This window comes from Haloarcula sp. Atlit-47R (assembly GCF_003665985.1).
GTDB lineage: Archaea > Halobacteriota > Halobacteria > Halobacteriales > Haloarculaceae > Haloarcula > Haloarcula taiwanensis.
In genome coordinates this window covers 31,455-57,834 of sequence record NZ_QPLQ01000003.1, presented here as the reverse complement: position 1 = coordinate 57,834, position 26,380 = coordinate 31,455, and the positions used below count along the sequence as shown (strand labels likewise).

Here is a 26,380-nt window from a genome sequence, read left to right as displayed (position 1 = left end):
TGTGATTGCGGCGTGTAGTATAGCGAATACGTCCACATCACAGGTACAGAGATTATATGCTGACTGTGGCCAGTCAGTGACGGACAGAATTCTAGTACGTCATACAAGTAGCTATTTCTTACTGAGGAATTAGAGGGTAACGGGGGTGTAACAAAACGGTACCCCGGGTTTCGTGTATATATGTCGCTCTCGCGGCCTGAACATAAACCAATGCAGCAAGAGAGGTCATGAGTGCACCGATGGCAGAAGAAGAACAAGAGCTCTCGCGCGACCAAATGTTCGATATCCTCAGCAGTTCTAGGCGTCGATACACACTTTATTATCTGCGCCAACAGATGGAACCAGTACAGCTGACCGATTTAGCTGAGGAATTGGCCGCGTGGGAAAACGATACAACCGTTGAAGAACTCTCCTCGCAGGCCCGAAAGCGGGTGTACGTTTCGCTGTATCAGACCCATGCTCCGAAGCTGCAAGAGGCAGGGCTAATAACTTATGACGCCGATACGGGTGAGATAGCTCTTCGAGAGGATGCGCCGGAAGTTGAACCGTTCATCAGCAATGGCGATGACGAGTCAAAGTGGTATCAGTACTATGGCGCTGTAGCTTTCTTGAATGCCGTTTTGGTTATAGCAGCGATCGTCGGTGTGCCTCTGCTCAGTGCCGTTAATCCGTTAGTCATCGGACTAGTCGTCATCAGTTCATTTCTCGTGCTTTCTATTGCTCACGCGGTCTCCATGCGCCGAAGAAAAAACAATAAAACCTTCGACATCGGTGAGCCGTGAACGGAACTGTAGGCTGATCAAAAAGACACCCCCCAAGGGTGTGTTATTCTTCGTCGTCGGCCGCACTGTCCGGCAGTAACTGATCAGGCGACCGTTTGTACATCGGAGTGCTCGCGAATTCCGAGATCCGTTCCATTTCGCTGTCGGAGATATGTTCCGGCATACACCGCTACCTGTAACTGTTACAGTTTAGTAATTGAGTTCATATTTGAGGTAGTCAGCTTCTTCTAGACGGTTGTCAGTTGTCGATGTCCAGAGCATATTTGCATCGGGCTTTCGGGATTTCGTTATAAGTGTCTGAATTTTGTGATACTGTGAGCGCTTGTCCAGACGTTGGCTGGGGGAGTGGTCATACATATATTAGTAAGGCTGTAATATCTGTTCGTCAGTTACGATTTCGGGTGTCAGCCGCGCCTGGTCTGGTAGATATCAGTGACTTTCTCATGACTTGATTTTAATTTGAAGAGGACGGTAGTGACTCAACAATTCTTCGTGGGGTCGGCGAAGCCATAGCAAAGTGTCTGACGCCAGTAGGCATAGCTAAGGAGCTAAGACCGGAGTGAGCCGGAAAGGCGGTGTGAACGAAGCCGCTCCAGCTCACTGTCAAAGTGGAGAGAGCGATCCGAGTCGACAGCGACTATACAGGGCACGAGCGTCCCTGAGGGGGGTGGTAAGGATTGGGCCGGTGTTGTGGGTGTCGGGTAGCTGCCCTCTCCGTTAGACTCTTACACGCAAGGATGTATTGTTATAGTTGTGTTATTCTGGCATAGCTGAGCTTACCACCACGACGTACTAGAGCGACAGTAGCTGCTCAGATTGATTAAGTGCCAAAGCCAACGAAGGCACCCACTGACAGTATTTGAGAGGACGTTGTTGGTTTGGAGATTCAGGCGTAACGATTACAGTTAAAATAGCCCGCATGAGATTGTCAATTAGGACCCGTAGATACAGAACTATTGGTATGGATGTACAGAGAAGTTTGAGTGATCCTGTGGCTAAGTTCAGTATCCACATACGTCACAGAACAGTGTCATCCACAGTCCAAACCTAGCGAATAGCGAAGTAATTTGATCTTACTTCCTGGGATTATGAGTTTTGTTGAGTGCGAAGTCGCAGGATAGGCTGGTAAGTAACTGGGTTGTAATTTACATAAGAATGCTGTGTATATAGACACAATCTTTAATATAGTAATTACACCTTTCCGAGATATGCTCGATGTCAGCGCGGTAGAGAGAGAGTATAAATATCGTCTTAATATGAGATCAGGACTACTGGACCGGAGTCAGGATTCGCGGTTGACACACAAGTGTTTGAGTTTGTCAATATCGGGACATTTGAATGGAGTAGCGACTGAATGATGACCTCAGAGGAGTGGGAGGACGTAGCAACAGACCCGGACTGGGAATCGGACCTAGGTTACGAGATGGAAGAACTCACTGTTGTCAAATCTTCCACAGATTCACAGTTGATATTTTTGCCAGAGCACGAGTCACAACTTGGTGAAGAAGAGTTCATTGTTATTCATTCGGACTCACTTCGAGATCTACGCCGATAGCTGAACGGCGCTGGTGACCGAAAGGATGTGCGGTTTGCTTACATGTGATAAGCCCTGATTAGTAGCAGCATTACAATGTGGCACCTGGGAAAGCGTGTGAGTGATGAAAGCAGTAGTCCTCGCAGCTGGGAGGGGAACACGACTCCAGCCACTGACTGATAACCTTCCAAAAGCGTTAGTCAAGGTAAACGGAGAGCCGCTTTTGACACACTGTCTTGACGAACTCGTTTCACTTGATGCGGACGAGTTTGTTATCGTCGTCGGATATCGCCAAGAGCAGATTATCGACTACTACGGGAACTCGTACGATGGTGTCCCGATAACGTATGTTCATCAGGAGGAGCCTGCTGGGCTAGCACACGCTTTATTACAGGCCGAACAGGAAATTGAGAAGGATTTTATGCTGATGCTGGGAGACAATGTGTTTCGAGGAAACCTCGACACAGTCGTGCAACGACAACGGGAGCAACGCGTCGACTGCGCATTTCTGGTGGAAGAGGTCCCGGAGAACGAGGCGTCTCGGTATGGCGTTTGCGTGACGAATAAATACGGTGAGATAACCGATGTGGTAGAAAAGCCGGACGACCCTCCATCTAATCTGGTCATGACCGGCTTTTACACGTTTTCTCCAGCAATATTCAAAGCATGTCGCCTGGTTCAGCCCTCTGATCGGGGCGAGTACGAGCTCAGCGATGCCATTGATTTGCTGATGGACAGCGGAAGAACCATCGACGCCGTTCGTCTTAACGGATGGCGTATCGACGTTGGATATCCTGAAGACAGAGATGCTGCAGAACAGCGTCTTTCAAAGGAAGCAGCCGCGCCGCCCACTAGCGGCGGGAATATCCAACAATAGTCCGCCTCTAAAGCGCTCCCAAATCACCGTTGTGTTGGTCCCGGTGAGCCGATGGCGAATTGTATGTGATTCGACTCATTGTTTTCGGGCGCCAAATTCAATGATCCAATTTCTGTGGCTTCTCAGTAGTGCCCAAGCTAGAACATCGTACACCACAGCTATTCATACGGGAACTGCTACTGGAAGCACCGTTCAGATTATCGGCCAACAGCACGCGCTAGCAGTAGTATAACAAAACAGGAGGGGTATATTAGCGTAGCTATGTGCGCTAGCTGGGTCCGACAGTTTGTGGGTGTGTTCGTCGTCTGGCTATCGACGACGCTGGGAGGTATGATGTTTATTGGTCGGTGGAACCCGTTATTGTATTACTTGCTCAGCTATGCGGGGTTTCTCTTTGCAGTTGAGCTCAGTAAACCAGACGGCCCTAGGCCGAAGAATCACAGGCGACTGCGCTGGGTTTCCATGAGTGGGTTTGTGGTGTTTGTTTACGGGGTTGTATCGTGGGTACAGGCAGTTATTGCAACCATGCCGGCGTAGGCCAAACTCACGAATGTTGTGCCTAATAGTGACAGGTAGGCTATACTAATATATTGAAGGCGATATCAACTTCATAGAAGGATTACATGGTATCGGTCAGCGTTGTCATCGCGACACTGAAGCCGCGGGATGAGATTGAAGCAATTCAGTGCCTCGAGCAACAGGCATTCGACGACTTCGAGGTTATCGTCTGCGATGAGAGCCCAGTAACCAGAGCACGGAATGAAGGGATCAGACGTGCCTCAAGCGACAAAATCGTGTTTCTCGATGATGATTCACGAGTTCGACCGGGATATCTTCGAAAAGCCAACGAAGTCCTCGAAACAGAGGCGGCCTACGCCGGTCGAACCGTTCACCCAGCAGATGACGTATTTGCCCGACATTTCACCGGTCATTACGATTGGGGAGACGATGCGTGCTACGTCAGACACTTCTGGGGGTGTAACATGGGCGTTCACAGGGACGTATTCAGGACCGTCGGTGGATGGGACGAGCAGATGGGGTGGGGTCACGAAGAAAAAGAACTTGCCAGGCGAGTCAGCAGCAAGTTTGATATTCTCTACGATCCCGAACTCATTGTCGATCATCCGTACGCGTCTTCTATTACCGAATACTGGCGGAAGCAGTATAAACTCGAAACGAAGAGTCCATACTACTGGTCAAAGTGTAACATCTCGCGAGCTGATCAACTAAAGAACATTTCCTGTGAAGCATTTGACCCACTGAATTACATCAGAATAACGCCAACAGCTACCGTGGTAGAGGCGGGGAGTACCGTTGCGAAGACAGCCGGGCGTCTTCGAGGGTTCCTTAGTCACCCCCAGCAAGAAGCGGATAGGGGCGAGGTACCAGAGATTGATCGGCCTTCCCAGTCCGCAGACCCGTCAGAATAATCTTAGACTGATTCCGTCAGTGCTGGATTGGGGCAACCTGACAGCTACTGCAGCGATTCTATCCGTGGACAAAGTCGGAGGAGATTCTGTGTTAGTCACTCGCCGAAGCCATGTTCACCATATCCATCCTCACCGTATCCACGATAGAATAGCTCTCGCTTCACAAGCACTGCAGCGATAAACGAGAGACCAGTCGCGACGAGGGCAAGAACGGTCCGCCGGGTGGCCTGCTCCGACTCCATGGTCTTGGTCTCATCATCTGAAGGCATCAGTACCGTGGAATAGTCCTTCTTGCTCCTGTAGCTACGCTATGTCGGCGGCTATTTTGATCCATCGCTATCAGGAATCCAATGACGGGGCGCGTTTTAGTAAACAGGCCATACTGTCAGTCATGCTGTAGCATATCCTGCTGTTGATCGCCATGTGGTTTGGACATGGGCCTAGCTACCACGTATATAGAGGGCACAGAAAGTAAACGCCGACTTGTGGCTGTCGTCGTATGTGTACTCGAGAAGGGAGAATCAAGTCACGACCGAACATCTACGTAGTTGCTGATATGAGTGTTCTGATTGGGAGTCCGACAAGTCCGAGTTAGTAGTCATATAACCACACCGTGCGTGTTCCAAAACCCCATGAGATGGGTGCGTACTGATACAGAGTTTCAGATATGGACCCAGTCGTATTAAGAGAGCGGCCGGTTGTTGCAGACTGCCAGAGTTAGCAGTACGAGGTTACTACTATTGGGGCTACTGTCCCACTCTCAACCGATGACGTACACTGTCGCAGTCATTGGGACTGGCGCAGATCCGGACGACCCGGATACCGACGGGTTCGCAATGGCATACAGACATGCAGGCGCGTACAGGCGGCTAGGTTCGTGTGAAATTACCGCATGTGCCGACGTCGTCCCGGAAAATGCCAAGAACTTCGGTGAACGATGGAATCTCCCAGACGGAAACATCTACACAGATACTGAAAAGATGCTCGCTGCTGTCGAACCCGACATCGTCAGTGTCTGTGTTCCGCCCCATATCCATGCACCTGTCGTGATGACGTGTGCTGATAGCGGGGTAATGGACGCGATCCACTGCGAAAAGCCGATGGCAACGAGATGGGAGGACTGTCAGACAATGGTGTCGGCCTGTAAGCGGGCCGGCATCCAACTCACGTTCAATCATCAACGGCGATTCGGGAAGCCCTTCCGGAAGGCCAAGTCGCTGCTTGAAAACGGAAAGATAGGCTCATTAGAGCGAATTGAACTTGGTGGAAAAAATCTGTTCGACTACGGGTCACACCTGTTTGACCTCTGTGGGTATTTCACTGATCAAGCAATGTCGAAGTGGGTGATGGCTGGGATCGAATACAGCGAGGAAAACGTACAGTTCGGGGCCCACAACGAGAATCAGGCCATCGCGCAATGGCGGTATACAAACGGTGTCAACGGGCTTGCATCGACAGGGGACGGTGGCATTGTCGACTGTCATATGCGACTGCTTGGTACAGACGGAGTAATAGAAATCGGCGGCGAGGTTCCCCTACGGCTCCGGACCGGGAAAAGCTGGGCAACAATCGACACTGATGGAGAGGATGTGCATGGGCCCAACGAAACAATATTCGACGCTGCAAAACAGAAGCTCAGCGCTCGAATACCGGGAGTCACTGTAGAGAACACAAGACCCGAAACCTATATCGACCGTGCCATTGCGGACACCGTCGACGCACTTGCCACAGGCCGTGAACCCGAGCTTTCAGCAGACAATGCACTGCAGGCAACAGAGCTGATATTCGGGTGCTGGGAATCCGCTCGCCGGTGTGGGCGAGTCGATTTCCCGCTGGAAATCGACGATAACCCGCTGGAGTCGATGGTTGAAAGTGGACAAGTCCTCACCGCTGACAATCAGTAAACCCCAGTACACTCGACCAGTTGCAACCAAGAGGGGGTCGTCAGGAGACGCCCTGATAGTTCAGCGGTGTCGCAGTTATCCCGTTCATAACAAACAGAGGGTATCCAAAGTGTGTAGCAACGGAGAGTCTATGCAGGCACAGCAATATAGAGTATTACGTCGGCAGAACACATTTCAGTTTAGCAGAGTGGCTCGACACAGACGTGACGAGGAGTTTGGACGACGATGCTAGATAAACTAAAACGGCTGATAAAGCGACTGCTCCCTGCCAGTGACGATGTCATGGAACAGGCTGTCAAAAGTGGCGTTTGGGTCGGCGTCATGAACGTCACTGAACGGGGGTTAGAGTTGCTGTTGCTAGTCATCGTCGCTTCACTGTTGTCCCCACGTGCATTCGGGTTGATGGGAATCGCGCTGTTGACGCTATCCTCACTCAAGAAATTCTCGGAGTTGGGCATCAAGTCTGCTCTGATACAGGCCGAGGAGGACAATGTCGACGACGAACTCAACACGGCTTGGACAATTGAGACAGCGAGAGGGACGGTAATTGGCGTAATCCTGTTCCTTGGGGCACCGTTTATAGCTTCGTTATTTAACCAACCTGCGGCGACCGACCTATTTCGGGTCATCGCCCTTTCGCCGTTTATTGTTGGGTTACAAAACCCTGCTGTCGTCTATTTTCAGAAGAGTCTAGATTTCCACAAAGAGTTCGTCTACAGAGTCAGCGGTGCGGTGGCATACTTCGTCGTCACCGTGGGTATAGCTCTGTATGATCCAACCGTCTATGCACTGGCAATCGGATTCATCGCCGGCGATGCCGCCCGGTTTCTCGTCTCGTATATCGCAGACGGATACCGGCCATGGCCGTCGTTTGACCTCGGTGTTGCGAAAAAGCGGTACAGTTTCGGGAAGTGGGTTACAGCCAACTCGATCCTCTATTTCCTGTACAGTAGAGGGGATGATGCATTTGTCGGCTGGGCGCTCATGGCGAGTGCACTAGGGTTTTATCAGCTTGCCTACCGGCTCTCGAACGCACCGGCGACCGAAATCACACAGACAATTTCCAGTGTGACGTTTTCGGCATATTCGAAGGTCCAGAACGATGTCGATAAGCTCCGATCCGGATATCTCCAGACGCTCAGGATGACCACTCTGGCCTCGTTCCCAGCAGCTATGGGTATCGCGGCGGTCGCACCCGCATTCGTCGAAGCATTCTTCACTCCAGAGTGGCGGCCGATGGTCCCCGTAATGCAGTTGCTAGCTATCTATGGGCTACTGCGTTCGATGGGTGCGACGATGGGGCCAGTCTGGAAAGCGGTCGGACGGCCAGACTATATTGCTAAACTCTCCGCTGTACGTGTGACTCTCATTGCGATATTCATCTATCCAGCCACGATGATGTACGGAATCGAGGGGACCGCGGCCCTCATTACGGGCATCTACATCTTCCCGATGATGCCGATAGACACCTATCTTATTTCCCGGACAGTTGAGGCGTCTCCGGTTCGAGTGCTCAGGGAGGTCTCGTATCCACTGGCAGCAAGTCTCGGGATGGCAGCTGCGGTGACCTACGTCTATCAGACAGTGACTCTCAACGCGCCGGTATTGGAGTTTATTCTGATGGTTCTGGTCGGTATCGGAGTCTATGTGGCCCTGGCTCTGGCTCTCATGTTTAGTTTCAATTGGGAAGTCAAGCAGAACCTCGAATCCATATTCGATACGTTGGCGTGATCAAAATGAAACAGGTAATCCAGATCAATTGGCTCGGCGAACGGAAAGGTAAAGCGCGATGAAGCGTCGAACAGTACTTGCTGGTGTCCTCCCGTTCTTACAGGGTGGGCGCTGGTTAGATCAGCTGTTGCTCGTTAATCAAGGTGAGATCGTTCAAAAGCGGTTCGTCGGCATTGCAGAGGGGGAGACGACTGAAATCGCCTCCATTGACAATGACGAGACAACCGTTTCGTCAAAGCACGAGGGCCAACTTGGGCAATCACCCGGGGAGATCTCGACAGCGGTCGCAACTTCGCTGCGGGAAACATACGACTCTGTACAATTCCAAGTCACAGTCGACCACGCTGACGGTACTATCAACATGTTCAGCCGGACCGGATCGGTAGAGTACCGGGCGTCAAGAACGCTGTACAACGGAGTTACAGTGGGCGACCACATTTCGTTTCAAACATCTCTCCTGAACAGAGACACCATCATCTCGTTGTCGTGTCTGGCAAAGGAAGAAGAGTCGCTACAGCGTCGGTGCCGGGTTGACATCGAAGACCCGACCGGGTAATCACAGGAGCGTTCGGCGTCACCCCCGGGTCGTGGACACTGCACAGCGAGGACGAGTCGGGGGCGGCCTATCGCATTCGGATTGGGAGCGGGCCCGGGATTACAGTAGCAAAGTGGGCCGGTTTTAGACGGTATAACAATACGTCCGACAGCGGTCCCACCAGTCAGGGATGTACACGCTGGAGTCTTTGAAACATGGCCTCGATGAACCACACAAGATTTTCCAGGAGGTCAACCGCCTCTACTATCGCCGACTCCGGACGTGGCCGTACAACCGCGACGGCATCGACATCTTTGCTAGGGACTGGGACCACCTCCTCATTCTGGATGCGTGTCGCTACGACATGTTCAAGGAGCAGAGCTCGCTTCCCGGGACACTGGAGTCAGTAGAATCGAGGGCCTCCGACACAAAGGAATTCCTCAAAGCGAACTTTCACGGGCGCAAGTTCCTCGATACGGTGTACGTAACGGGAAGCCCGATGTTGCACAGGCATCGAGACAGGGTAGAGACGCGGTTTCACGACATCGTCGACGTGTGGAGGGAAGACGGCTGGGACGAGGAGTACCGGACGGTCCTCCCAGAAACGATGACCGAAGCCGCGATACAGGCGAAAGAGCGGTACCCCAACAAGCGACTGCTGGTCCACTACCTCCAGCCACACTACCCGTTCCTCGGGCCGACTGGACAGGAAAATTTCGACCTAGACAGGCTTAATTTCGAGTGGTACAAGCTCCTCAGCGGGGAAATAGACGTCTCCGACGAGGTCGTCGAGCGTGCGTTCAGGGAGAACCTCGACGTGGTGTTGCCCGAGGTCGAGCGGCTCTTCGACGAGTTTTCGGGGAAGACGGTCGTCACCGCGGACCACGGGCAGGTCATCGGTGAGCGGAGTTTTCCGGTGCCGATAAGGGAGTATGGACACCCGGGTGGGGTGTACGCCGACGGGCTGGTCACGGTCCCGTGGCTGACATACGAGCGCGGCGATCGCCCAGAAATCACTTCTGAGAATCTCGCCGGTTCCGACACGTCCGAACAGGACGAAGAGACCGCCCGCGAGCGACTCGGGCATCTCGGCTACGTGAACTGACTCGAGACCCAGGTCGCGTCGTCGCCGGACCGGAACCACGCGACTGAGGCCCGGTAAGCGAGTCGGGAACTGAGGTCGCCAGCGTTACACTCTGCCGCATCTTGCTGTTAATACCCTCTTACTTCTGGTCCTGCTCGGCAATATCGGCTGGCGTTCGATAGTTTTACTGTCATTTTCGTTTGTAATTTTCTTTTAATAATGATATGCAAGATAGATTGCATGGGTGGCAAGTACTTCAAAAGCCACCTAACCCGCAACAACGAATAAAATAGTAAATAGGGATTACCGGAGTGTGACCAACGAAGAACAGAATCGCTCGCACGACAGTGAGGAGGTGTCGCGGGAGGACAGGAGTCCGACAGACGCGACCGTCGTAGACCGCCGCACGTGCCTGAAATTAGCAGGTGTTGCCACCGCGGCCCTGGCGGGATGTACCGGTAAAGGTGGTCCTACCACGGGCAGTTCGGCGGCACAGTTCGGCTACGGCGGCGAGCCCGCAGTGACGTCCCAGCTCGCCGCGGTCGACGTTTCGGAGGTGGCCGGGGACGCCAGCGTGGCGAAGTCGGTCAGCAGCCTCGACGTGGGTTCTCGGCTCTCGACGACGCTGTCTCCGGGCTCGTCCGATCTCTTCGCGTTTCGGCCCGACACCGAGGACGTGACTGTCACGTTCACGCCCGGCCCCGACACGGGGCCCGCGGCCCTCGGGGTGTTCAACCCCGATGGTGAACTGGTGTCACAGGCGTACGCGAGTTCGGCGGCCCCGGTGTATCTCCCGGAATCACTCTCTACCAGCGCGACACATTATCTGCAAGTCATGGACGTCGGTCGGGGCGGTGGCGATTACTCGCTGGCCCTCTCGACCGGCACCACGACGCAGTCCCAGTCCCCGTACGAGGGGACGGTCCGGTCGATTCCGGGCCGTATCCAGGCCCAGAACTTCGACATCGGCGGCGAAGGCGAGGCGTATCACGACACGTCCGCCGGGAACATCTACGGGTCCGCCAGCCGGGACACCGACGTGGACATCCGACCGACCGGGGACGAGTCCGGGACGTACAACGTCGGCTACTTCCAGGCCGGGGAGTGGCTCGAATACACGACCGACGTCTCGCCGGGGACGTACGACATCAGCCTGCGAGTGGCGTCGGCGCTCTCGGACGGCCAACTCGAACTGTCCCTCGGCGACCGGACCCTCGCGACCGTCACCGTGCCCAACACGGGCGACTGGACCTCGTGGGAGACCGTCACGGTCGAGGACGTCGGGATAACGGCCGAACAGCAATCGACGCTGCGGGTCGAGGCGCTGGATTCCGGCGTGGAGTTCAACTGGGTCGAATTCGAGAAAGTCGACGTACAAGACCCGTACAACGGGACGGCCGCGACGATTCCCGGCCGTATCCAGGCCCAGAACTACGACACGGGCGGCGAGGGTGTGGCGTACCACGACACCACCGCCGGGAGCGAGTACGACACCGGGTACCGCGACACCGACGTCGACATCCGGGAGACCCAGGACAGCACCGGTGAGTACAACGTCGGCTACTTCGAGGACGGCGAGTGGCTCGAATACTCCGCCGACGTCTCGCCGGGCCAGTACGACATCAGGGTCCGCGTGGCGACGACCCGGGACGACAGACAGCTCCGGTTCACGCTCGGCGAGCGGACGCTCGGAACAGTCGACGTCCCCAACACGGGCGACTGGACGGCGTGGACGACCGCGACCCTGGAGGACGTGACCATCGACGCCGACGGACAGCAGGTCCTCCGGGTCGAGGCCGTCGGCTCCGGCATCGACTTCAACTGGGCCGAGTTCGTCGTCGCCGGCAACCAGCCGTACGACGGCGTCCCGGTTCTGCCGGGCCGAGTGCAGGCCCAGAACTACGACCTCGGCGGCGAGGGCGTGGCGTACCACGACACCACCGCCGGGAGCGAGTACGACCTCGACTACCGCGACTCCGACGTGGACATCCGGCAGACACAGGACGTCTCCGGCGAGTACAACGTCGGCTACTTCGAGGACGGCGAGTGGCTCGAATACACCGTGGAGGTGCCGGCCGGAACCTACGACGTCGACGTCCGCGTGGCGACGACCCGCGACGACAGGCAACTGCGGGTGTCGCTCGACGGCGAACGGGTTGGCACGGTGGCCGTCCCGAACACGGGCGACTGGACCGCCTGGGAGACGGCGACGCTGCCGGACGTGACGGTCGATTCCGGTGGCGAACACGTCATCCAGGTCAAGGCGGTCGGGTCCGGTATCGACTTCAACTGGTTCGAGTTCCGGGAGGCGACCGAAACGGAGACCGAGACCGCGACGCCGACGGAGACCGAGACGGCCACACCGACTGAAACGGCCACGCCGACAGAGACGGAAACGGCGACGCCGACACCGACGGAGACCGAAACCGCGACCGACGACTTCGGCAGCGAAGGCTACGGGATGGGTGGGTACGGGGGTACCCAATAAGACAATGGCAGAACGATACAACACGCCCGCGGAGGGCACGCTAGATTGGCACGTACCGCTCAACGAGAACTTCAAGAAGCTCGACAACCACGTCGAACTCCGGGACGCCGAATCCAACATGGACCAGTATTCGCCCAGCGCCGGTGCGAAGTTCCTGGCGACGGATACGGGGACAGTGTATCTCGGAGACGGCGACACGTGGAACCCCATCGGGGACATCACACCCTCGTCTACGGGGTCGAAGACCGCCGACGACGGGACGATAATTGCCCCGCCCGGCGACCTCCAGTCCGCAATCGACGACGCGTCGAACGGCGCCGAATGGGGCAAGCGGCCGACCCAGACCGTCCGGTTGGTCTCGGGCGAGAACTACACCGTGTCGGACACGATTAAGCTCCGGCGCGGCGTCCGACTGGAGTGCAACGGCGCCAGAATCGTCCCCTCCGGCGACTTCGACGTCATCGAGATGTACCGGGAGAGCCAGCTCATAGAGCCACATATCGACTCCCGGAACCAGGGCTGGAGTTCGACCCAAATCGTCGTCGGTGCCGACGACGCTGCGAAACTCGAAGCCGCGAACCGGGCCTGGGTCCGGGACGCCTACCTCATGGGCGACAAGGGAGAAGGAACGGGTCTCCAGTTCCGCGGCGGAAGCGGTGGCCCCTGCTCGATGCAGTGGGCGACCGGGACTATCAACGGGTTCAAGCGTGCGATAGACCTGTATGCGGCGGGTGGCGACACCAGTGGTCAGGGCGACTGGTCGAACGGCAACCACTTCGAGGGGCTCATCCGGAACTACGAAATCGGGGTCTCGATGCGGTCGGAAGGTGCAGCCGTCACAGGCAACTCCTTCCGCCTGCAGGCCCAGCCGAACCCGCGAGTCAGTAAATGGCTCTGGTACATGGAAGACGACCCCCGCTCCAGCTCTCAGCGCGGCGACTCCTCCTACGTGAAGAAGGGCAACGCCATGCTGGTGAAGTCCTGGGACAACATCAATTACGAAAAGAACCCGTACTACGACAGCAGTGACCGCAAGCCCCCGGTGTGGTACATCGGGAAGGGCAAGCAGTACGCGAACTCGCTGTACGACTTCGGTGGCCTGATGGGCAACCAGTACATCGTCAACAACGCCGACACCCCCGACAGAAACGGTATTCTCACCGGTCACGGCGGGCACGTAACGGGGACGACGGAGTGGAGCCAGCCGCCGAACTACCAGCGCAACGACAGCCGGAACTGGCACCACGAGTCACGGAACGCGTAACGCGTAACTCGTAATTCGTACCGACCGCTGTCCAGAAGCCCCCGGTTTCAGCTGTTCTCGGACTCCGGGTGCCATCTGCGACTATCGTTTCGGTCGTATGCGGGGTTGAACCGGAGCTGTGTCGTTCCAGTGACCTCGCCGCCGTGTGCGGTGAAGATTCCGTTTCGGTCGGGATTGTCGGAGTTGTTCACGATGAACTCGTTTCCCAGCAGACCGCTGAAATCGTAGATGGAGTTCCCGTAGCGGGTCCCTCGACCGAGATACCATATCGGCGCCCGTCGGTCCGCATCAGAGCTATAGGGGTTATTCGCGTTGTAGTTGTTCACGTCCCACGGGTACACGAAGAGGGTGTTGCCCTTCATCAGGTAGTTCTCGCTGTCTCGGTCGCTTCGGGGGTCGTCAGCCATCCACAGGAGCCATTCGCTCCGCTTGCTGTTTGCCTGTACTTGCGCCCTGACCGTGTTCCCGCTGACCGCCGCACCGTCCGACCGCATGCTAATCGCGACACGGTAGTTCCGAATAGTGCCCTCGAAATGGTTGCCGTTCGACCAGTCGCCCTGACCGCTGGTGTCGCCGCCCGCCGCGTAGAACTCCAGTGCGGTGTCGAATCCGTTGAGTATCCCGCTGGCTGCCTGCATCGAACACGGTCCGTCCTGTCCGCGAAACTGCAAGCCGGTGCCCCGTCCCGGCTCACCGAGCAGATAGGCGTCCTGTACCCAGGCTCGGTTCGACGGTTCTAGCTTGTCGGACTCCCTGGTTCCGACAAGGACTTGAATCGACTGCCAGTCCATGTTCCGCGTGTCGATGTGGGGACGGACTAGCTGTGTCTCACGGTGGAGTTCGAAAACGTTGAAATCGCCGGAGGGGACGATTCTGGCGCCGTTGCAATCCAGCCGGACACCGGATTTGAGGGTGATTGTATCGGATATTTCGTACGTTCGCCCGGAAACGAGACTGATAGTCTGTGTGGGTTGCTGACCGAAGTTGGAGTTCGTCGCGGTCGCATCTATTGCCGCCTGAAGCTCGCCCGGCGGAGCAATCACCGTTCCGTCGGCCGTCCGAGTGAAACCGTTCCGAACGACGTTGACCGATGCGCGTCGCTGCCACTCGTTCCCGTCGCCGATGTACACCTGTCCGGTGTCCGTCGCGAGGTACTTCGCACCGGTCTTCGGCGTGTACTGACTGCGGTTCTCCTCTGTGTCCCGGATTTCGACATCGCCGTCTATCCGCGAAAAGTTCTCGTTGAGCAGTACGTCCCAATCCTGTGCACCCCGGGGCGGTCGGTTGTACGCGTGGTTCGCTGTGTTATCGGCCACAATATCTGTGTGCAGGACTCCCCGGGTGAAAATTATAATACGGCTACCGAAACGCTGTCCCCGCTATAGATATCCCATCTCTTCGAGATGCTCCGCAGTGGCTGCATCTATGTCGTGTTCGCTGCCGGCTGTCTCGCCCTCGAGAATCGAGTCGATTTTCGACCGGGCCTCGGACGTGTCGAATCCGGGGAGCCCGTACGACGCGTGTCCGGGCGTGAACATCTTGTACGATTCGAAGACACGATTGCCGTGTCGGACCTGTTTCCCGAACGGCTTCTGTAGCAACAGGACGAGGTAGATGAGCGAGGCAGTGACCTGTGACCCCTCCACGAATACGTGACCACCGTTCGCATCCCAGAGACTCTGGATGGTCCGCTCAAATCCGCCGGTCAGCTGGAGCAGCCGTTCGAGCGGGTCGGCAAGGGTCCCGTACCGGATGTGCCGGAGGTGATTGTATCCAGTTTCGCGGTCAGCGCCATCGATAACCCCGTCCGTCTGTCCGATGTCGACGGGGCGTGCCATCGCGTCGGCGACGGTCGGCACCAAGTCGACGTGGTGGAAGAGCCCATCGGCCCGTCCGGGTTCGAGGTCGGGATGGATGAACGTCGTCGGGACGTAGACGACTTCGGGCGTGGCAGCGTGTGTGTGGCCGAAGAACCCGTACTCGCCGAGGAGTTCACCGTGATCGCTCGTGTAGACCACTAACGTGTCGTCGGCGAGCCCGCGCTCTTTCAGGACACCGAGGACACGCTGGAATTCCTCGAACGAGCGTTCCACGCCCTGCTCGTAATCGATTCGTGCCTGTTCGGGTTGATTCGAAATCCTGTCGAAGTATTCGGCGGCAGTCTCGTCCGCGTACTCGTACTGGTCCCACTCGAACCCGTTGTACGGCGCATGTCCGCCGGGACGGCGGACGACGTGGACGAACGGCGGCTTCGCTTCCTCGATAGTCGTCCGCGCCGGAGAGCCGAAGATATCTGCGATGCCGTCGTTCATCCCTCCCTCGGACCCCATCGACGTCTCGTGTGTCTCGATGTCGAAGACGGACCGTACGTCAGGGGGTACTGTGTGTTTGAAACTGTGGATTCCGCTCCGCGGCGGTAACAATCCGGTCAGTAGGCTCCCGAACGACGTCGGGGTATGAGTCGACGCTGCGATGGTCTTGTGCGTCGGCCCGAAATCAGACAGCGTGTCCGCAATCGAATCGTATCTAACAGCGTCGTCGACGTAAATGAGGACGTTTTCGACATCCAAGTGCATTCTATCTGTCCCCAAGACTATCGGGAGCAAAGTAAGAGAGGTGTTAATCAACTGTACGGACGGCGCGCGCGAGGGTTCGAGTTCAAGCCACGATTGCAACTGTAGCGAGCCGACCGGCAGTATTACTAGTCAGTTCCTACTTGTGGATGGTATCCGTCCTGACCCGGTGGAGCAGACTGGCTAGCGTGTGTGCCGCCCTGTAGGTGTACTTCCCGCCGTATGCGACGAGAGCGTACACGAGCCGCGATCTATCAAGTGGATGGTATCGGAGCGCTTTGAGGAGGTATTTTTTTGCATCAGCGTAGTAGCCGTTTTTCAGCGCCTCCTGCCCGAGTGATTCGGTCGTCGCGGCCATGAACGCCCGCTCACATCGCCACCCGTACTCCGCGGCGAGGTCCCTATGTTTTTCAATGAACAGCGGGTACGAGATGTCGCGTTTCTCCTCGAAGTTGTCGCTGATGCTGTCTTCTCCGGTCTTGCGGCGCCGAGTGGTGAGCGCCTCGGGGACGGTTTTGAACTCGCAGTGACGGGACAGGCGCAGCAGCCAGTCGCGGTCCTGCCAGCTCGGGAAGTCTGTATCGGGGAGCCCAGCGGCCCGAACGACATCCCGACGTACCATTAGGGTGGTAAATTCACCGAGGGAGCGACCGCGGAGCATCGCTTCGGTGACGTCCCCTTCCAGCGAGAAGGTGACGGTGCGCACGTAATCGTCGTACACGTACTCGGACCCCGTATAGACGACACCGACCTCCGGGCCGGCCTCGCGGAACGCCGCCACTTGCTTTTCGATTTTTGACGGGGCCCAGTCGTCATCGTCGTCGAGGAAAGCGATGTACTCGCCCGTCGATTCGCGTATCCCCGTGTTTCGGGCCTCGTTTGCACCTCTGTTTTCCTCGTGTCTGATTATCTCGACGGTCAGTTCGTCGAACGAGAGCGGACTGAGCGTGTCCGCCGCCGGGGTCGGTGAGTGGTCGTCGACAACGACGAGTTCGATGTGGCTGTACGTCTGCTCCTGAACGCTCTGGACGGCGTTGCGAAGGTTTTCTGGACGGTCGTACGTCGGGAGGACAACACTGACGAGCGGGTCGTTCATACCTGTTGGACGTGTTCTGCTGTGTCAGGAGACTCGGTCGAGTGTGCCGTCCGGTGCCACGTCGTGGGCCGGCGTCGCTGTGGTTCTCGTAGTATCTTGACGGTGCAGTGGGCGAGTGTCACTGTAGGTACCCTAGGTCTTCGAGGCGCTCTTTCTTGGTCGCGCTGATGGTGGTTTCGTCCGACGTGCCGCGAGCGAGGCGACCGAGTTCGTCTCGGAGGTCTGTCCCGAGGCGCTCACAGATGTCCGGGTGCATCGACGCGATGTCAATCCGTTCGGTAGGGTCCTCATCGCGGTCGTACAGTTCGGTGTCGCCCGGTGCCTCGATGAATTTCCAGTCAGTGGTTTTAATCGCTCGAAGCGGGCGGTCGAACCGCGTCGCGGTCTCATCGAACGACTCCACGGCCTCCCGGAGCGCATCCATCGACGGCTGCGGGACGAGATACTCGGCGATTGCGCTGTCCCGTACGGGGACGGTTCCGTCTCGGGGAACCAAACTGTGCGTCGAAACGTCCGTATCGGCCGGCGGCTCAGCGCCCGCGAGGTCTGTAACGGTTGGATACAGGTCCCGGAGTTCGACGGGTCCCGAAACTTCTCTATCGTTGAATAGTTCCGGGTATCGGATGATGAGCGGGACGTGAATCAGCGTCTCGTAGAGGCAGTACTGGTGGTCCATCAGCCCGTGTTCGCCGATGTTCTCCCCGTGGTCCCCGACCAGAATGATGGCGGTCTCGTCGAGAATACCCTGTTCGGCGAGTGTATCGTACAGCCGTCCGAGTTGCGTGTCAAGATACGCCAGTTCTGCCTCGTACAGGCTTTTGAATAGTTCTATATCCGCGTCAGTTAGCTCCCGGTCGCCGGCGACGTACTGCCAGGGGTCCTGGTCGAGGTTCGAGACGCGTGACGGGTCGGCACCGTCAGGCAGGTACTCGTCGAGAAAGGGTTCGGGCGGCTCGTAAGGAAGGTGGGGTTCGACGTAGTTCAGGAAGTAGAAGAACGGGTCGTCCGCCGTGCCGTTCTGCTCCAGCCATTTGACCGTCCGTGAGGTAGTGTGGCGTGCCCCATCGTCGTTGCGCTCCGCGAGGAACTTCGCGTAGCCGGTAGTAAGCGCGCCTTTGAGGAGGTCGACCGGGCCTTGCCCCCGAAACACGTCCAGAATGGTGTCGCCGGTCGCCGTCGTGTTCCGGTTGCTGATAACGCTCGAAAGCTCGGGGGCGTCCCAGAACAGGTCCCACTTCATCGAGAACTCGTCGAAGCCGGCATCGAAGCCGAACTCCGGACTTATCCAGACGTTGCCCGAGATGCCCGCCGTTCGGTAGCCTGCGTCGGAGAGTCGGGACGCGAGCGGCGCGGAGTCCGGGTCGAAGATGTGGTTCCCGGCGTGGACGCCGTGTGATGACGCGTACTTTCCAGTGAACATCCCGGCATGGGAAGGGAGCGTCCACGGTGCAGTGGCCGTCGCGTCAGTGAACGTCGTTCCGTCATTCGCAATACGCGACAGCGTCGGCATCAGTCCGGATTCGAGACCCGGAAGCACCGTGCGCGCACGTGCTGTATCGAGAACTATCAACAGCACGTTCGGCCGTTGCTTCGGTGACATTGGCACCCAGTTTTTCACCGACGGGTATAGTTATACGAGGTAAAACCGACCAATCTCCTGCTACTTCGCGTACAGTGTTTCAGCGACCGATAGAGTCTGCCGGCCACCGGCGGGAGAATCGCTGGACTTCACAGACGTGCGATGCACAGTCGGTGTACGTAGTCATTAACAATCAGCCAACGCCGAATCTAACGCAGTAATGAGCGAGTCAACTGCTCCGCCTAATATCATCTGGATTACTCTCGACAGTATTCGCTACGACCGCACCACGTTGGACGGGCACACGCGAGCGACGACGCCGAACATGGAGCGTATCGCCAATCAGCCGGACGGAGTCAGTTTCAGTAGTTGCATTGCCGCCGCGAACTGGTCGCTGCCGTCGGCAGCATCGATACTCACCGGAACCTTTCCCGAACACCACCGGACGGGCTACGGTACGAACAAGCTTCCAGAGGGCGTCAGCACCGTCGCCGAGCGACTTCGGGAGGTCGGGTATCAGACGGTCGGTGTCTCTGCGAACCATTACTTCAGCGAATCGACCGGCCTTTGCCGTGGGTTCGAGACGTTCAAACACATCAATCCGAGCGACCTGTTCAGAGAGGTCAGCCCGCTTACGCTGCTCCGGTTCCTCGGCAACGTGCGGTCCCATTCGGGCGGTCTCAGTACGGAGAAGACGAAACACCGACCCGACTTCTTCGTCAACGAAGTCGTAAAGAAGCAGGTCTCGTCCCGAGCCGGGACGGATGACCCGTTCTTCATATCCGCACACTACCACGGCGCACACCTCCCGTACTATCCGCCGCCGGCGTGGCAGGACCAGTTCGCGTCGGACCTCATCGAATCGCCACGAGCAGCGAGCGAGCGGGCCTTCGAACACACCGCCGACCTGCACCGAGGAATCGCCAACGTCAGCGAGTTCGGCGACGCGGACTGGAGCGCTTTGAACGTGATGTACGACACACTCGTCGCGTACTCTGATTCGCTGATTGGAGAGCTCTTCGACCATCTGAAGGCGCTTGACTTCGAAAACACCGTGTTCGTCGTGACCGCCGACCACGGTGACCTCCTCGGGGAGTGTGGCCTGCTCGGTCACAAATTCGTCCTTCACGACGGGTTGGTTCACGTCCCGGCCGTCGTACACGGGCTCGATTCAGTGGCCGGTAAACAGGACGAACTCGTCCAGCATGTCGACATCGTCCGAACGCTCGTCGAGTGTGCTGGCGGCGATACGACCGGTTTCGATGGCATCGACCTCCGGAACGAACGACGGACAGCGGCACTCAGCCAGCGGGCCGCCGACATCCAGGGCCCACTCTCGGCGATACAGGAGCACGACCCGTCGTTCGATACCGAGTACTTCCACGACGCGGCGCTCAGTTCGCTCCGGACCCACGAGTTCAAATATCAGCAGAGTTCGGAAGGTGACGTGCTGTTCGAACTCCCCGATGAACAGTCAGACGTCTCTATGTCGTACCCCGACCGCAGGGACGAACTCAAGGCGGACCTCCAGCGGCGACTGAGCGAAATCGACAGTCAGAAAGTCGACGGGGAAGCGGCCGAGTTCAGCGACGACATCAGAGACCAACTGTCCGACCTGGGATACTTAGTCGAGTAAGACCGCTCCGAGAGCAGCGTGCCGAGCCGGATTATTCGGCGGTCCCCTCATCTACTTGTGGCGATACTCTCCAAGCTGTGTACCCGCCGTTCACGTATATTTTGTTCGCCGTCGAGTCCCGTTTTAACTCATTCAGATGGGACTCGCCATACCGGAAGAGGAACTCCTGCTGTTCCGGGGTGTAGTGGGAAGCAGTGTGTCGTTTGCGGTCGTACGTCTTCGTCACGAGATACGCACTGCCGTACGTATCCGCCGCCCTCACATCCGGTCCGGTGTATCCCAACGCATCCGGAACGTCGTTTTCCGTAGTGATGCCTCTCGGCCACAGGCGGTCGTGATTGCTCGACAGCACGAACTCCTTCATTTTGTGTGACGTATCCATCGAGTATACGGGCTCTCCGAGGTCGTAGTTCGTCGACAGATACTGCGTCCCGTCGTACTCAGCGTGGGTGAGATGCCGGTTCGGCTCGTATGCCGCCTGGGCACCTAATCCAGCCGCAAGAAGCACGACGAGTGCGGACAAGACTATCAGAGATGACCGCTGTCGCTCGAAGAGATGGAGAATGAACATCCCGATAGCCACTGCGGCAAAGAGGATGGCGTAGCGTGACAGACGGATGTGGCCCTTGACGACGAGGTCACGGAGCAAGAAGAGCACTGCCAGCGTTACACCGGCCATGAAATGGGTCGCGCCGAGGCCCCAGTCGTAGCGGTTGTTTCTGCGGAGGAAGGCCACGAGAACGAGTAGGAGAAAGAGGCCCGCGATCAGGAAGTAGAGGAACACGCTGCCGTAGAGGTCGACGAACTTCCAAGCTAACTGCACCGGAGTGAACGAAACCGACGTGGCTTTCGCCAGTTCCTGGGCCGCCGGGCTCGGACCTTTGTCCGGTCCGAACATGTTGTACATGGACACCTTCGTTTGTCGGAAGCCCTGTAACCAGATGAACTGAAGCGGCAGGAAGAGGGCACCCAGACGGAGACTGAGCGTCTCGATTGAGCTATCGAAGAGGCCTCGGTACAGAATTGAATACGCCGCCGTCACCGTAATCATCCCAATCATGAACAGCGTCGTCATCGGGTGCATGTAGATGACCGCGAGACCCAGCGTAACGAGAAGTATGAGGTACGTCTTCTCGTTCGTCTGGCGGTACCGTTCGAGTACGAACAAAACGACCGGGAGTAGCATGAAGGACAAGATGGCAGGATGTGCCGAGAGGTGGAACGTGGTGTACAGGAGCGGCGCACCGACTGCTAGTCCGACTGCGATGCTCTCCCGCCGCTGACTGAACAGACGGATGACAGCCCCGATAGCCACGATATGTAGTAGAGTAAACGCGAAATTGATGCCGTACTGGGTGCTCGTCAGCGGAAGGCCCAGCATGTTTAGTTCCGCCATCAGAACGTGTTCGCCGGGATACCAGATGCCGGGGAGGCTCCCGGTTTCGACGATACCCTGGACGTCCCCGAGATGCCGAAGTTTGTCAGCCTCACCGCGTCCATAGAGCTTGTACCCTCGGGCAACTGGCAGGAACGTGTATATGAGGTAATTCGCCAGCAAGAGGGCCAGTCCGTGTCGCCAGAACGTGGTGCCAGTCGTAGCGGCGACAAACAGCAGTACGATGCTGCCGGCTAGTATCGCATAGAAGAGGAGCCAGTACGCCGACGGGAGCGACTCGACAATTGACGTTTCGTATCCCGTCGCCAGTTGGGTGCGAAGAAACAGCGCACCCTCTGCGAGGAGGAGGCCCGAGAGAACGACGGCGAGAGTCGCTTGCAGATGGCTATCGGTAAACCCGACCCAGTTGTCGAGACGGCGTTCGAGATTATTTACGATACTCATCGCTGGTGGAGAGAGATGAAGTCACTACCAGTGACACGGTTCACGTCCGCTTGTTCGGGTTTGTAACAATAAGTAAACGCAGCATAACGGGCCGTCGGCGCGGGTCGGCCAGGGTCGGCAGTGCCGCGGACGACAGTGTCGTGCATATCGGTGTCAGGCATCGTTTTCGTATTCTCCGGCGTTGTTCTCCCGTCCCTGTTGGCCGTCGAGAGAGCGATACAGCCGAGTGTAGCGGGAGACCATCTGTTCGACGGTGAACACGTTTCGGACACGGTCGCACCCCTGCTCCCCGTAGCGCTCCCGGGTCGCGTGGTCCGCGAGCTCTCGCATCGCCGCTGCCATCTGTGTTGGCTCATCAGGAGGAACCAACCGTCCGGTCTCACCGTCGAGGACGACTTCCCTCACGCCGTCGATGTCCGTGGCGACCACTGGGCACTCCGCGGTCATGGCTTCGAGGATAGTCACCGGCAGTCCCTCGAAGGCCGATGCAGAGACGAAGGCATCGGCAGCCGCGTAATACCCGTGAATCTCCGGGACGCGTCCGGTGACCGTCACAGCCTCGGACAAGCCCGCGCTCTGGACCTTCTCTCGGAGCGATGCTTCGAGCGACCCCCACCCGACGATGAGAAGGTGTGCCGACGGCACGCTGTCGATGACCTCCCCCATCGCCTCGATGAGCGTCGGCTGTCGCTTCTGGGGTTCGTATCGGGCCACGTTGAGATAGAGCGGGTCAGAGTCCGAAAGGCCCCACTCTTGGCGGACGGCACGTCCGTCAGCGGCGTCCACGGAGCCGGCGAAGGCGTCCACGTCAATCCCGTTGGGAATCGTGCTCCACTGCCGACCAGTATCGTGGTGAAAGACCTCGCTCTCACCGGTGAAGGCCGTCTGAACGCCCTCCGAGACGGCAACGGTCCGGGAGTCGAGCGGTCGGGTGAGACGTTCCGCCACCCGCTCGATTGGATGGTAGTTCGCCGGGACGTTGTGCTGTGTGCTCACGATGTGGTCGACGTCGGCCACGGAGCCGACGAGTCGTCCGAGCGATTGTGAGTACGGCAAGTGGCAGTGGAGGATATCGAACGATGTCCGGCGGAAGAACCGGAGCATACGCGGGAGCGAGCGTGGGTCGAACTGCGGGAACTCCCCGACCGCTCCGAAGTCGACCACGCGCGCGCCTGCGTCTTCGAAGTCCGTCCGGAGCGTGTCGTCACCGCCGAAGAAACAGACCGTGAAATCGAACGGTTGGTCTCGCGCTTGCTCGACGAGGTTCAGGACGATAGTCGGTGCGCCGTCAGGCGCGAGTTTGTTGATGAGAAAGCAGACGCGAACAGTCTCGTCCGGGGATTGGTGGGAGGCGTCGTCGTAGCTGTCGGTGCCCGCGGTGGGAGCTTCGTGTGTCGTGTCCGAGCGGCTCATTGCTCGTGCTCCGTGTTCGAGCCGGCGGGTATCACCTGCTCTTCGGCCTGGTCGCTGTCGACCTGCTGTTGGAAGGGCGTCGACGTGGAAATAGTACCGAGGGCCTGTGTCGTCTGCTCGACCGTTTCGGACCAGTCGTATTCTCGCATCACAATCTCCCTGCCGGCCTGGCCGAGCTTTCGTAGCGCATCTCTATCGTCGAGCATCGAAGACATGGCCTCGGCTAGTGCCGTCGTGTCCCCAACCGGTACCGTCTGGCCAGCCTGCTCGATTACCTGTTCCGTCTGTTCCAGTCGGGTGCTGAGAACGGGCGTGGCACACGCCATAGATTCCATGACGCTTCGCGGGAATCCTTCTGTTCTACTGGCAAGTACAAACAGATCCGCGGCGCGGTAGACCGCCGGCATCTCCTGATACGGAACCCGCTCCAGAAACCGTATCGACTCGCGCATATTCTCTCGCTCGACAATCTGTTCTAGCTTGTCCCGAAGCGGTCCGTCACCGCACAAAAACAGTTTGGCCTCGGGGATGTTGTCTTGGACTATCTGAAACGCTTTCAGAACGTCCCGAGGCCGTTTCCCTTCGACCAGACGACCGACGAAAACGACTGCCGGACCAGTCGCATCGGTTATCCGGTCGTACGTTTTGCCGACTGGCGTGAATCGGTCGACGTCAATCCCGTTGTGGATGACGCGGATATCGGACGAGACACCGAGGTCCCGGAGGCGCTCGCGTTCGAGTGCAGTGTAAGAGAAGAGTACGTCCGCCGCGTTGTATGTGAACCGTCCGACAGTGTTGAGGTGGAACCGCGAAAACCATTCGGGGACTCGTTGCGACATGAGTCCGTGACACGTGACGGCGAGCGGGATGTCGGTCACCCGGCTGTAAGCCGCCGTGAGGTTGCTCGAAGAAAACAGGTGTGAGTGAGCGTGTACCACGTCGTACTCCCGAGCGTTGCGGAGGTACTTCACCGTCCCGGCGAACAGCGCGTTACCGAACAGTTCGATACGCGGCGACAGACGGACGAGGGTGTACCCGGCTCTCTGTTCGGTCTGTGGCAGAGACTGGTCGTTCGAGACGGTCAGGACCGTCACATCGTGGCCCATCTCGGCCTGGTCGCGGCTTAGAGCGTGTATGTGATAAGGTGCTCCCCCAACTTTGTCCGGAAAGATATCTTGGGCGACACGTAGGATGCGCATTCTGTGCAGGACGCTTGCTGTCCGATACTTATTGTTAAGCCTGTGCTTTCCAGGGTATCACAGTCCTAACCGCGTAACTGCTCCGGAGCGGAATTCGCGCGTTGACGAGTTTGTCGCCAAATTCCGTCGTAGTCTCCCGACCAGTTTGCGGACCATCCCACAGCGTGCGGTACGGCAAAGATACGAGAGATGCCTCGGGGTAGGAAGATAGTAAAAAAGCCTACTGACCGAGACGATGTCGATATGACAGGGCAGAGGCCGCTGGCGTTCTACGTTCCGTCCCTGACGGTTGGGGGGGCTGAACGGGTGACGGTGACAATCGCAAACGGGTTGGCCGAGCAAGGGTACGACGTCGATCTCCTCGTCTCGTTTTGTGAAGGCGAGTTCAAGAAAGAAGTGCGAAGCGACGTTCGCCTCATCGACCTAGAGACTCCGTCTATCTCGGGAATCGGTATCGGTGCCGCTGTCCCGGCGCTCCGAAGGTATCTCAGGACCGAAACGCCGAGCATGATTTTCTCGCAGATGACATACGCCAACGATGTCTGTCTCGTCGCACACGGATTGGCCGGCTCCGATGCGGTCGCGGTTCCGACGGTCCACAATACCCTCGGCGTGCAGGACTCGCCGAAAGAGAAGTTCGTCGAGTGGCTCGCGGGCCGACTTGCCGACCGAGCGGACCAGTTCGTCGCCGTTTCCGAAGGTGCCGCCGAAAGCATCGTCGAACACGTGGGGGTCAGTCGTGAGGACGTGACCGTACTGCACAACCCGATTCCCGTCGAGGAGGTCCGCATGCGGTCCCGGGACCCGGCCGACCACGAATGGGTCGGCGTTCCGGAGTACGAGGTCGTACTCGGCGTCGGCCGCCTCGAGCCACAGAAGAACTTCGGCTCATTCCTCAAAGCGTTCAAACGGGTACACAAAGCGCGCCCACAAACGCGAGCAATCATCGTCGGTCGAGGGTCTGAGCGTGGCGAACTCGGGCAGTTGGCCCGGGATCTCGGAATCAGCGAGAAAGTCTCGTTTCCGGGCTACGTCGACAACCCCTACGGCTACATGGCCGGTGCATCCGTGCTAGCTATGTCGTCGGTACACGAGGGGCTCCCGACAGTGCTCATCGAAGCGCTAGCGTGTGGCTGCCCGGTCGTCTCGACTGACTGTCCTAGCGGTCCCTACGAAATTTTAGAAGGTGGCGAAATCGGACCACTAGTCCCGGTCGGGGACGATAGCGCCCTCGCAGATGGGATACGTACCACTCTGGCCGACCCACCGGACAAAGAGAGATTAGTCCAGCGGGCGCGCGATTTCGCCCCCGAGGCCGTGCTTCGGGATTACGAGGCGTTCATTCGAGCGCACCTGCCTACCGCAGCCCCGGCTCACAGAACGGCCTGACTCAAGCGGTATAGCGCCTCACCAGA

Annotated in this window: 20 protein-coding genes; 12 read left to right on the top strand and 8 right to left on the bottom strand. The window is 57.8% G+C overall.

Translation table 11 applies throughout. The features are described from left to right. The first annotated feature begins 239 nt into the window (after window positions 1-239). The 4 genes from DVK00_RS12530 to DVK00_RS12510 all read left to right on the top strand — a co-directional run bounded on the left by DVK00_RS12530 (window position 240) and on the right by DVK00_RS12510 (window position 4,623). Window positions 240-782, top strand: coding sequence for a hypothetical protein (locus DVK00_RS12530; RefSeq protein ID WP_121536935.1), 543 nt, complete (start codon window positions 240-242; stop codon window positions 780-782). A gap of 1,354 nt (window positions 783-2,136) precedes the next feature. Further along, on the top strand, window positions 2,137-2,337 hold the full coding sequence (locus DVK00_RS12525; RefSeq protein WP_053968816.1) for a hypothetical protein: 201 nt from the start codon (window positions 2,137-2,139) through the stop codon (window positions 2,335-2,337). A gap of 103 nt (window positions 2,338-2,440) precedes the next feature. After that, entirely contained in the window at window positions 2,441-3,193 is a 753-nt protein-coding gene (gene aglF, locus DVK00_RS12520; protein WP_121536933.1) for a UTP--glucose-1-phosphate uridylyltransferase AglF, read from the top strand. 623 nt (window positions 3,194-3,816) lie between these two features. Continuing rightward, window positions 3,817-4,623 (top strand): glycosyltransferase family 2 protein, encoded by an 807-nt coding sequence (locus tag DVK00_RS12510; protein WP_101351672.1) that lies wholly within the window; start codon window positions 3,817-3,819, stop codon window positions 4,621-4,623. A gap of 95 nt (window positions 4,624-4,718) precedes the next feature. Here the strand turns inward: DVK00_RS12510 and DVK00_RS21760 are convergent, their stop codons facing one another. Next, window positions 4,719-4,892: a hypothetical protein gene (locus DVK00_RS21760; RefSeq protein ID WP_198560270.1), complete on the bottom strand. Its 174-nt coding sequence runs from the start codon at window positions 4,890-4,892 to the stop codon at window positions 4,719-4,721. A gap of 498 nt (window positions 4,893-5,390) precedes the next feature. Here DVK00_RS21760 and DVK00_RS12505 point away from each other — a divergent pair, with 498 nt between their 5' ends. From DVK00_RS12505 to DVK00_RS12480, 6 genes are all read left to right on the top strand, one after another. After that, window positions 5,391-6,527, top strand: a complete 1,137-nt coding sequence (locus DVK00_RS12505; protein WP_101351671.1) for a Gfo/Idh/MocA family protein — start codon at window positions 5,391-5,393, stop codon at window positions 6,525-6,527. Between the two features lie 225 nt (window positions 6,528-6,752). Continuing rightward, window positions 6,753-8,258: a lipopolysaccharide biosynthesis protein gene (locus tag DVK00_RS12500; protein ID WP_121536931.1), complete on the top strand. Its 1,506-nt coding sequence runs from the start codon at window positions 6,753-6,755 to the stop codon at window positions 8,256-8,258. Window positions 8,259-8,316: 58 nt separating this feature from the next. Beyond that, a complete protein-coding gene (locus tag DVK00_RS12495) occupies window positions 8,317-8,814 on the top strand; it encodes a hypothetical protein (RefSeq protein ID WP_101351669.1) in 498 nt (165 codons plus the stop codon). A 169-nt stretch (window positions 8,815-8,983) separates the two neighbouring features. Next, window positions 8,984-9,898 carry a hypothetical protein gene (locus DVK00_RS12490; protein ID WP_121577797.1) on the top strand — a complete coding sequence of 305 codons (915 nt, stop codon included), beginning with the start codon at window positions 8,984-8,986 and terminating at the stop codon, window positions 9,896-9,898. A 292-nt stretch (window positions 9,899-10,190) separates the two neighbouring features. Further along, the gene (locus DVK00_RS12485) at window positions 10,191-12,365 is read left to right on the top strand and encodes a carbohydrate-binding domain-containing protein (RefSeq protein ID WP_121577796.1); all 2,175 of its coding nucleotides are present in this window, start codon (window positions 10,191-10,193) and stop codon (window positions 12,363-12,365) included. Window positions 12,366-12,369: 4 nt separating this feature from the next. Then, on the top strand, window positions 12,370-13,629 hold the full coding sequence (locus tag DVK00_RS12480) for a hypothetical protein (protein WP_101351666.1): 1,260 nt from the start codon (window positions 12,370-12,372) through the stop codon (window positions 13,627-13,629). Between the two features lie 47 nt (window positions 13,630-13,676). On the opposite strand, the gene DVK00_RS12475 is transcribed toward DVK00_RS12480, so the two are convergent. The 4 genes from DVK00_RS12475 to DVK00_RS12460 all read right to left on the bottom strand — a co-directional run bounded on the left by DVK00_RS12475 (window position 13,677) and on the right by DVK00_RS12460 (window position 18,898). Next, entirely contained in the window at window positions 13,677-14,945 is a 1,269-nt protein-coding gene (locus tag DVK00_RS12475) for a hypothetical protein (RefSeq protein ID WP_121577795.1), read from the bottom strand. Between the two features lie 63 nt (window positions 14,946-15,008). Then, window positions 15,009-16,205 carry a sulfatase-like hydrolase/transferase gene (locus tag DVK00_RS12470; RefSeq protein ID WP_121536929.1) on the bottom strand — a complete coding sequence of 399 codons (1,197 nt, stop codon included), beginning with the start codon at window positions 16,203-16,205 and terminating at the stop codon, window positions 15,009-15,011. Between the two features lie 136 nt (window positions 16,206-16,341). After that, the gene (locus tag DVK00_RS12465) at window positions 16,342-17,298 is read right to left on the bottom strand and encodes a glycosyltransferase family A protein (RefSeq protein ID WP_121577794.1); all 957 of its coding nucleotides are present in this window, start codon (window positions 17,296-17,298) and stop codon (window positions 16,342-16,344) included. A 118-nt stretch (window positions 17,299-17,416) separates the two neighbouring features. Continuing rightward, entirely contained in the window at window positions 17,417-18,898 is a 1,482-nt protein-coding gene (locus DVK00_RS12460) for a sulfatase-like hydrolase/transferase (RefSeq protein ID WP_121577793.1), read from the bottom strand. Window positions 18,899-19,097: 199 nt separating this feature from the next. On the opposite strand from DVK00_RS12460, the gene DVK00_RS12455 reads away from it, so the two are divergent. After that, the gene (locus DVK00_RS12455) at window positions 19,098-20,513 is read left to right on the top strand and encodes a sulfatase (RefSeq protein ID WP_121577792.1); all 1,416 of its coding nucleotides are present in this window, start codon (window positions 19,098-19,100) and stop codon (window positions 20,511-20,513) included. A gap of 31 nt (window positions 20,514-20,544) precedes the next feature. Here DVK00_RS12455 and DVK00_RS12450 read toward each other — a convergent pair whose 3' ends face one another. The 3 genes from DVK00_RS12450 to DVK00_RS12440 form a co-directional block, all read right to left on the bottom strand. After that, window positions 20,545-22,353, bottom strand: a complete 1,809-nt coding sequence (locus tag DVK00_RS12450) for a hypothetical protein (RefSeq protein ID WP_121577791.1) — start codon at window positions 22,351-22,353, stop codon at window positions 20,545-20,547. A gap of 153 nt (window positions 22,354-22,506) precedes the next feature. Beyond that, the gene (locus tag DVK00_RS12445) at window positions 22,507-23,766 is read right to left on the bottom strand and encodes a glycosyltransferase (RefSeq protein WP_121577790.1); all 1,260 of its coding nucleotides are present in this window, start codon (window positions 23,764-23,766) and stop codon (window positions 22,507-22,509) included. Next, entirely contained in the window at window positions 23,763-24,965 is a 1,203-nt protein-coding gene (locus tag DVK00_RS12440; RefSeq protein ID WP_121577789.1) for a glycosyltransferase family 4 protein, read from the bottom strand. The genes DVK00_RS12445 and DVK00_RS12440 overlap by 4 nt, the downstream gene beginning before the upstream one ends. A gap of 243 nt (window positions 24,966-25,208) precedes the next feature. On the opposite strand from DVK00_RS12440, the gene DVK00_RS12435 reads away from it, so the two are divergent. Further along, window positions 25,209-26,354, top strand: coding sequence for a glycosyltransferase (locus DVK00_RS12435; protein ID WP_121536919.1), 1,146 nt, complete (start codon window positions 25,209-25,211; stop codon window positions 26,352-26,354). Window positions 26,355-26,380 lie beyond the last annotated feature (26 nt).

What these genes read in the sequence shown, in the direction of transcription:
- DVK00_RS12505 (WP_101351671.1), top strand. Translation starts at nt 5,391, where the DNA reads ATGACGTACACTGTCGCAGTCATTGGGACTGGCGCAGATCCGGACGAC.
- DVK00_RS12470 (WP_121536929.1), bottom strand. Translation starts at nt 16,205, where the DNA reads ATGCACTTGGATGTCGAAAACGTCCTCATTTACGTCGACGACGCTGTT.
- DVK00_RS12495 (WP_101351669.1), top strand. Translation starts at nt 8,317, where the DNA reads ATGAAGCGTCGAACAGTACTTGCTGGTGTCCTCCCGTTCTTACAGGGT.
- DVK00_RS12460 (WP_121577793.1), bottom strand. Translation starts at nt 18,898, where the DNA reads ATGTCACCGAAGCAACGGCCGAACGTGCTGTTGATAGTTCTCGATACA.
- DVK00_RS12480 (WP_101351666.1), top strand. Translation starts at nt 12,370, where the DNA reads ATGGCAGAACGATACAACACGCCCGCGGAGGGCACGCTAGATTGGCAC.
- DVK00_RS12500 (WP_121536931.1), top strand. Translation starts at nt 6,753, where the DNA reads ATGCTAGATAAACTAAAACGGCTGATAAAGCGACTGCTCCCTGCCAGT.
- DVK00_RS12450 (WP_121577791.1), bottom strand. Translation starts at nt 22,353, where the DNA reads ATGAGTATCGTAAATAATCTCGAACGCCGTCTCGACAACTGGGTCGGG.
- aglF (WP_121536933.1), top strand. Translation starts at nt 2,441, where the DNA reads ATGAAAGCAGTAGTCCTCGCAGCTGGGAGGGGAACACGACTCCAGCCA.
- DVK00_RS12525 (WP_053968816.1), top strand. Translation starts at nt 2,137, where the DNA reads ATGATGACCTCAGAGGAGTGGGAGGACGTAGCAACAGACCCGGACTGG.
- DVK00_RS12440 (WP_121577789.1), bottom strand. Translation starts at nt 24,965, where the DNA reads ATGCGCATCCTACGTGTCGCCCAAGATATCTTTCCGGACAAAGTTGGG.
- DVK00_RS12435 (WP_121536919.1), top strand. Translation starts at nt 25,209, where the DNA reads ATGACAGGGCAGAGGCCGCTGGCGTTCTACGTTCCGTCCCTGACGGTT.
- DVK00_RS12530 (WP_121536935.1), top strand. Translation starts at nt 240, where the DNA reads ATGGCAGAAGAAGAACAAGAGCTCTCGCGCGACCAAATGTTCGATATC.
- DVK00_RS12455 (WP_121577792.1), top strand. Translation starts at nt 19,098, where the DNA reads ATGAGCGAGTCAACTGCTCCGCCTAATATCATCTGGATTACTCTCGAC.
- DVK00_RS12445 (WP_121577790.1), bottom strand. Translation starts at nt 23,766, where the DNA reads ATGAGCCGCTCGGACACGACACACGAAGCTCCCACCGCGGGCACCGAC.
- DVK00_RS21760 (WP_198560270.1), bottom strand. Translation starts at nt 4,892, where the DNA reads ATGCCTTCAGATGATGAGACCAAGACCATGGAGTCGGAGCAGGCCACC.
- DVK00_RS12490 (WP_121577797.1), top strand. Translation starts at nt 8,984, where the DNA reads ATGTACACGCTGGAGTCTTTGAAACATGGCCTCGATGAACCACACAAG.
- DVK00_RS12465 (WP_121577794.1), bottom strand. Translation starts at nt 17,298, where the DNA reads ATGAACGACCCGCTCGTCAGTGTTGTCCTCCCGACGTACGACCGTCCA.
- DVK00_RS12510 (WP_101351672.1), top strand. Translation starts at nt 3,817, where the DNA reads ATGGTATCGGTCAGCGTTGTCATCGCGACACTGAAGCCGCGGGATGAG.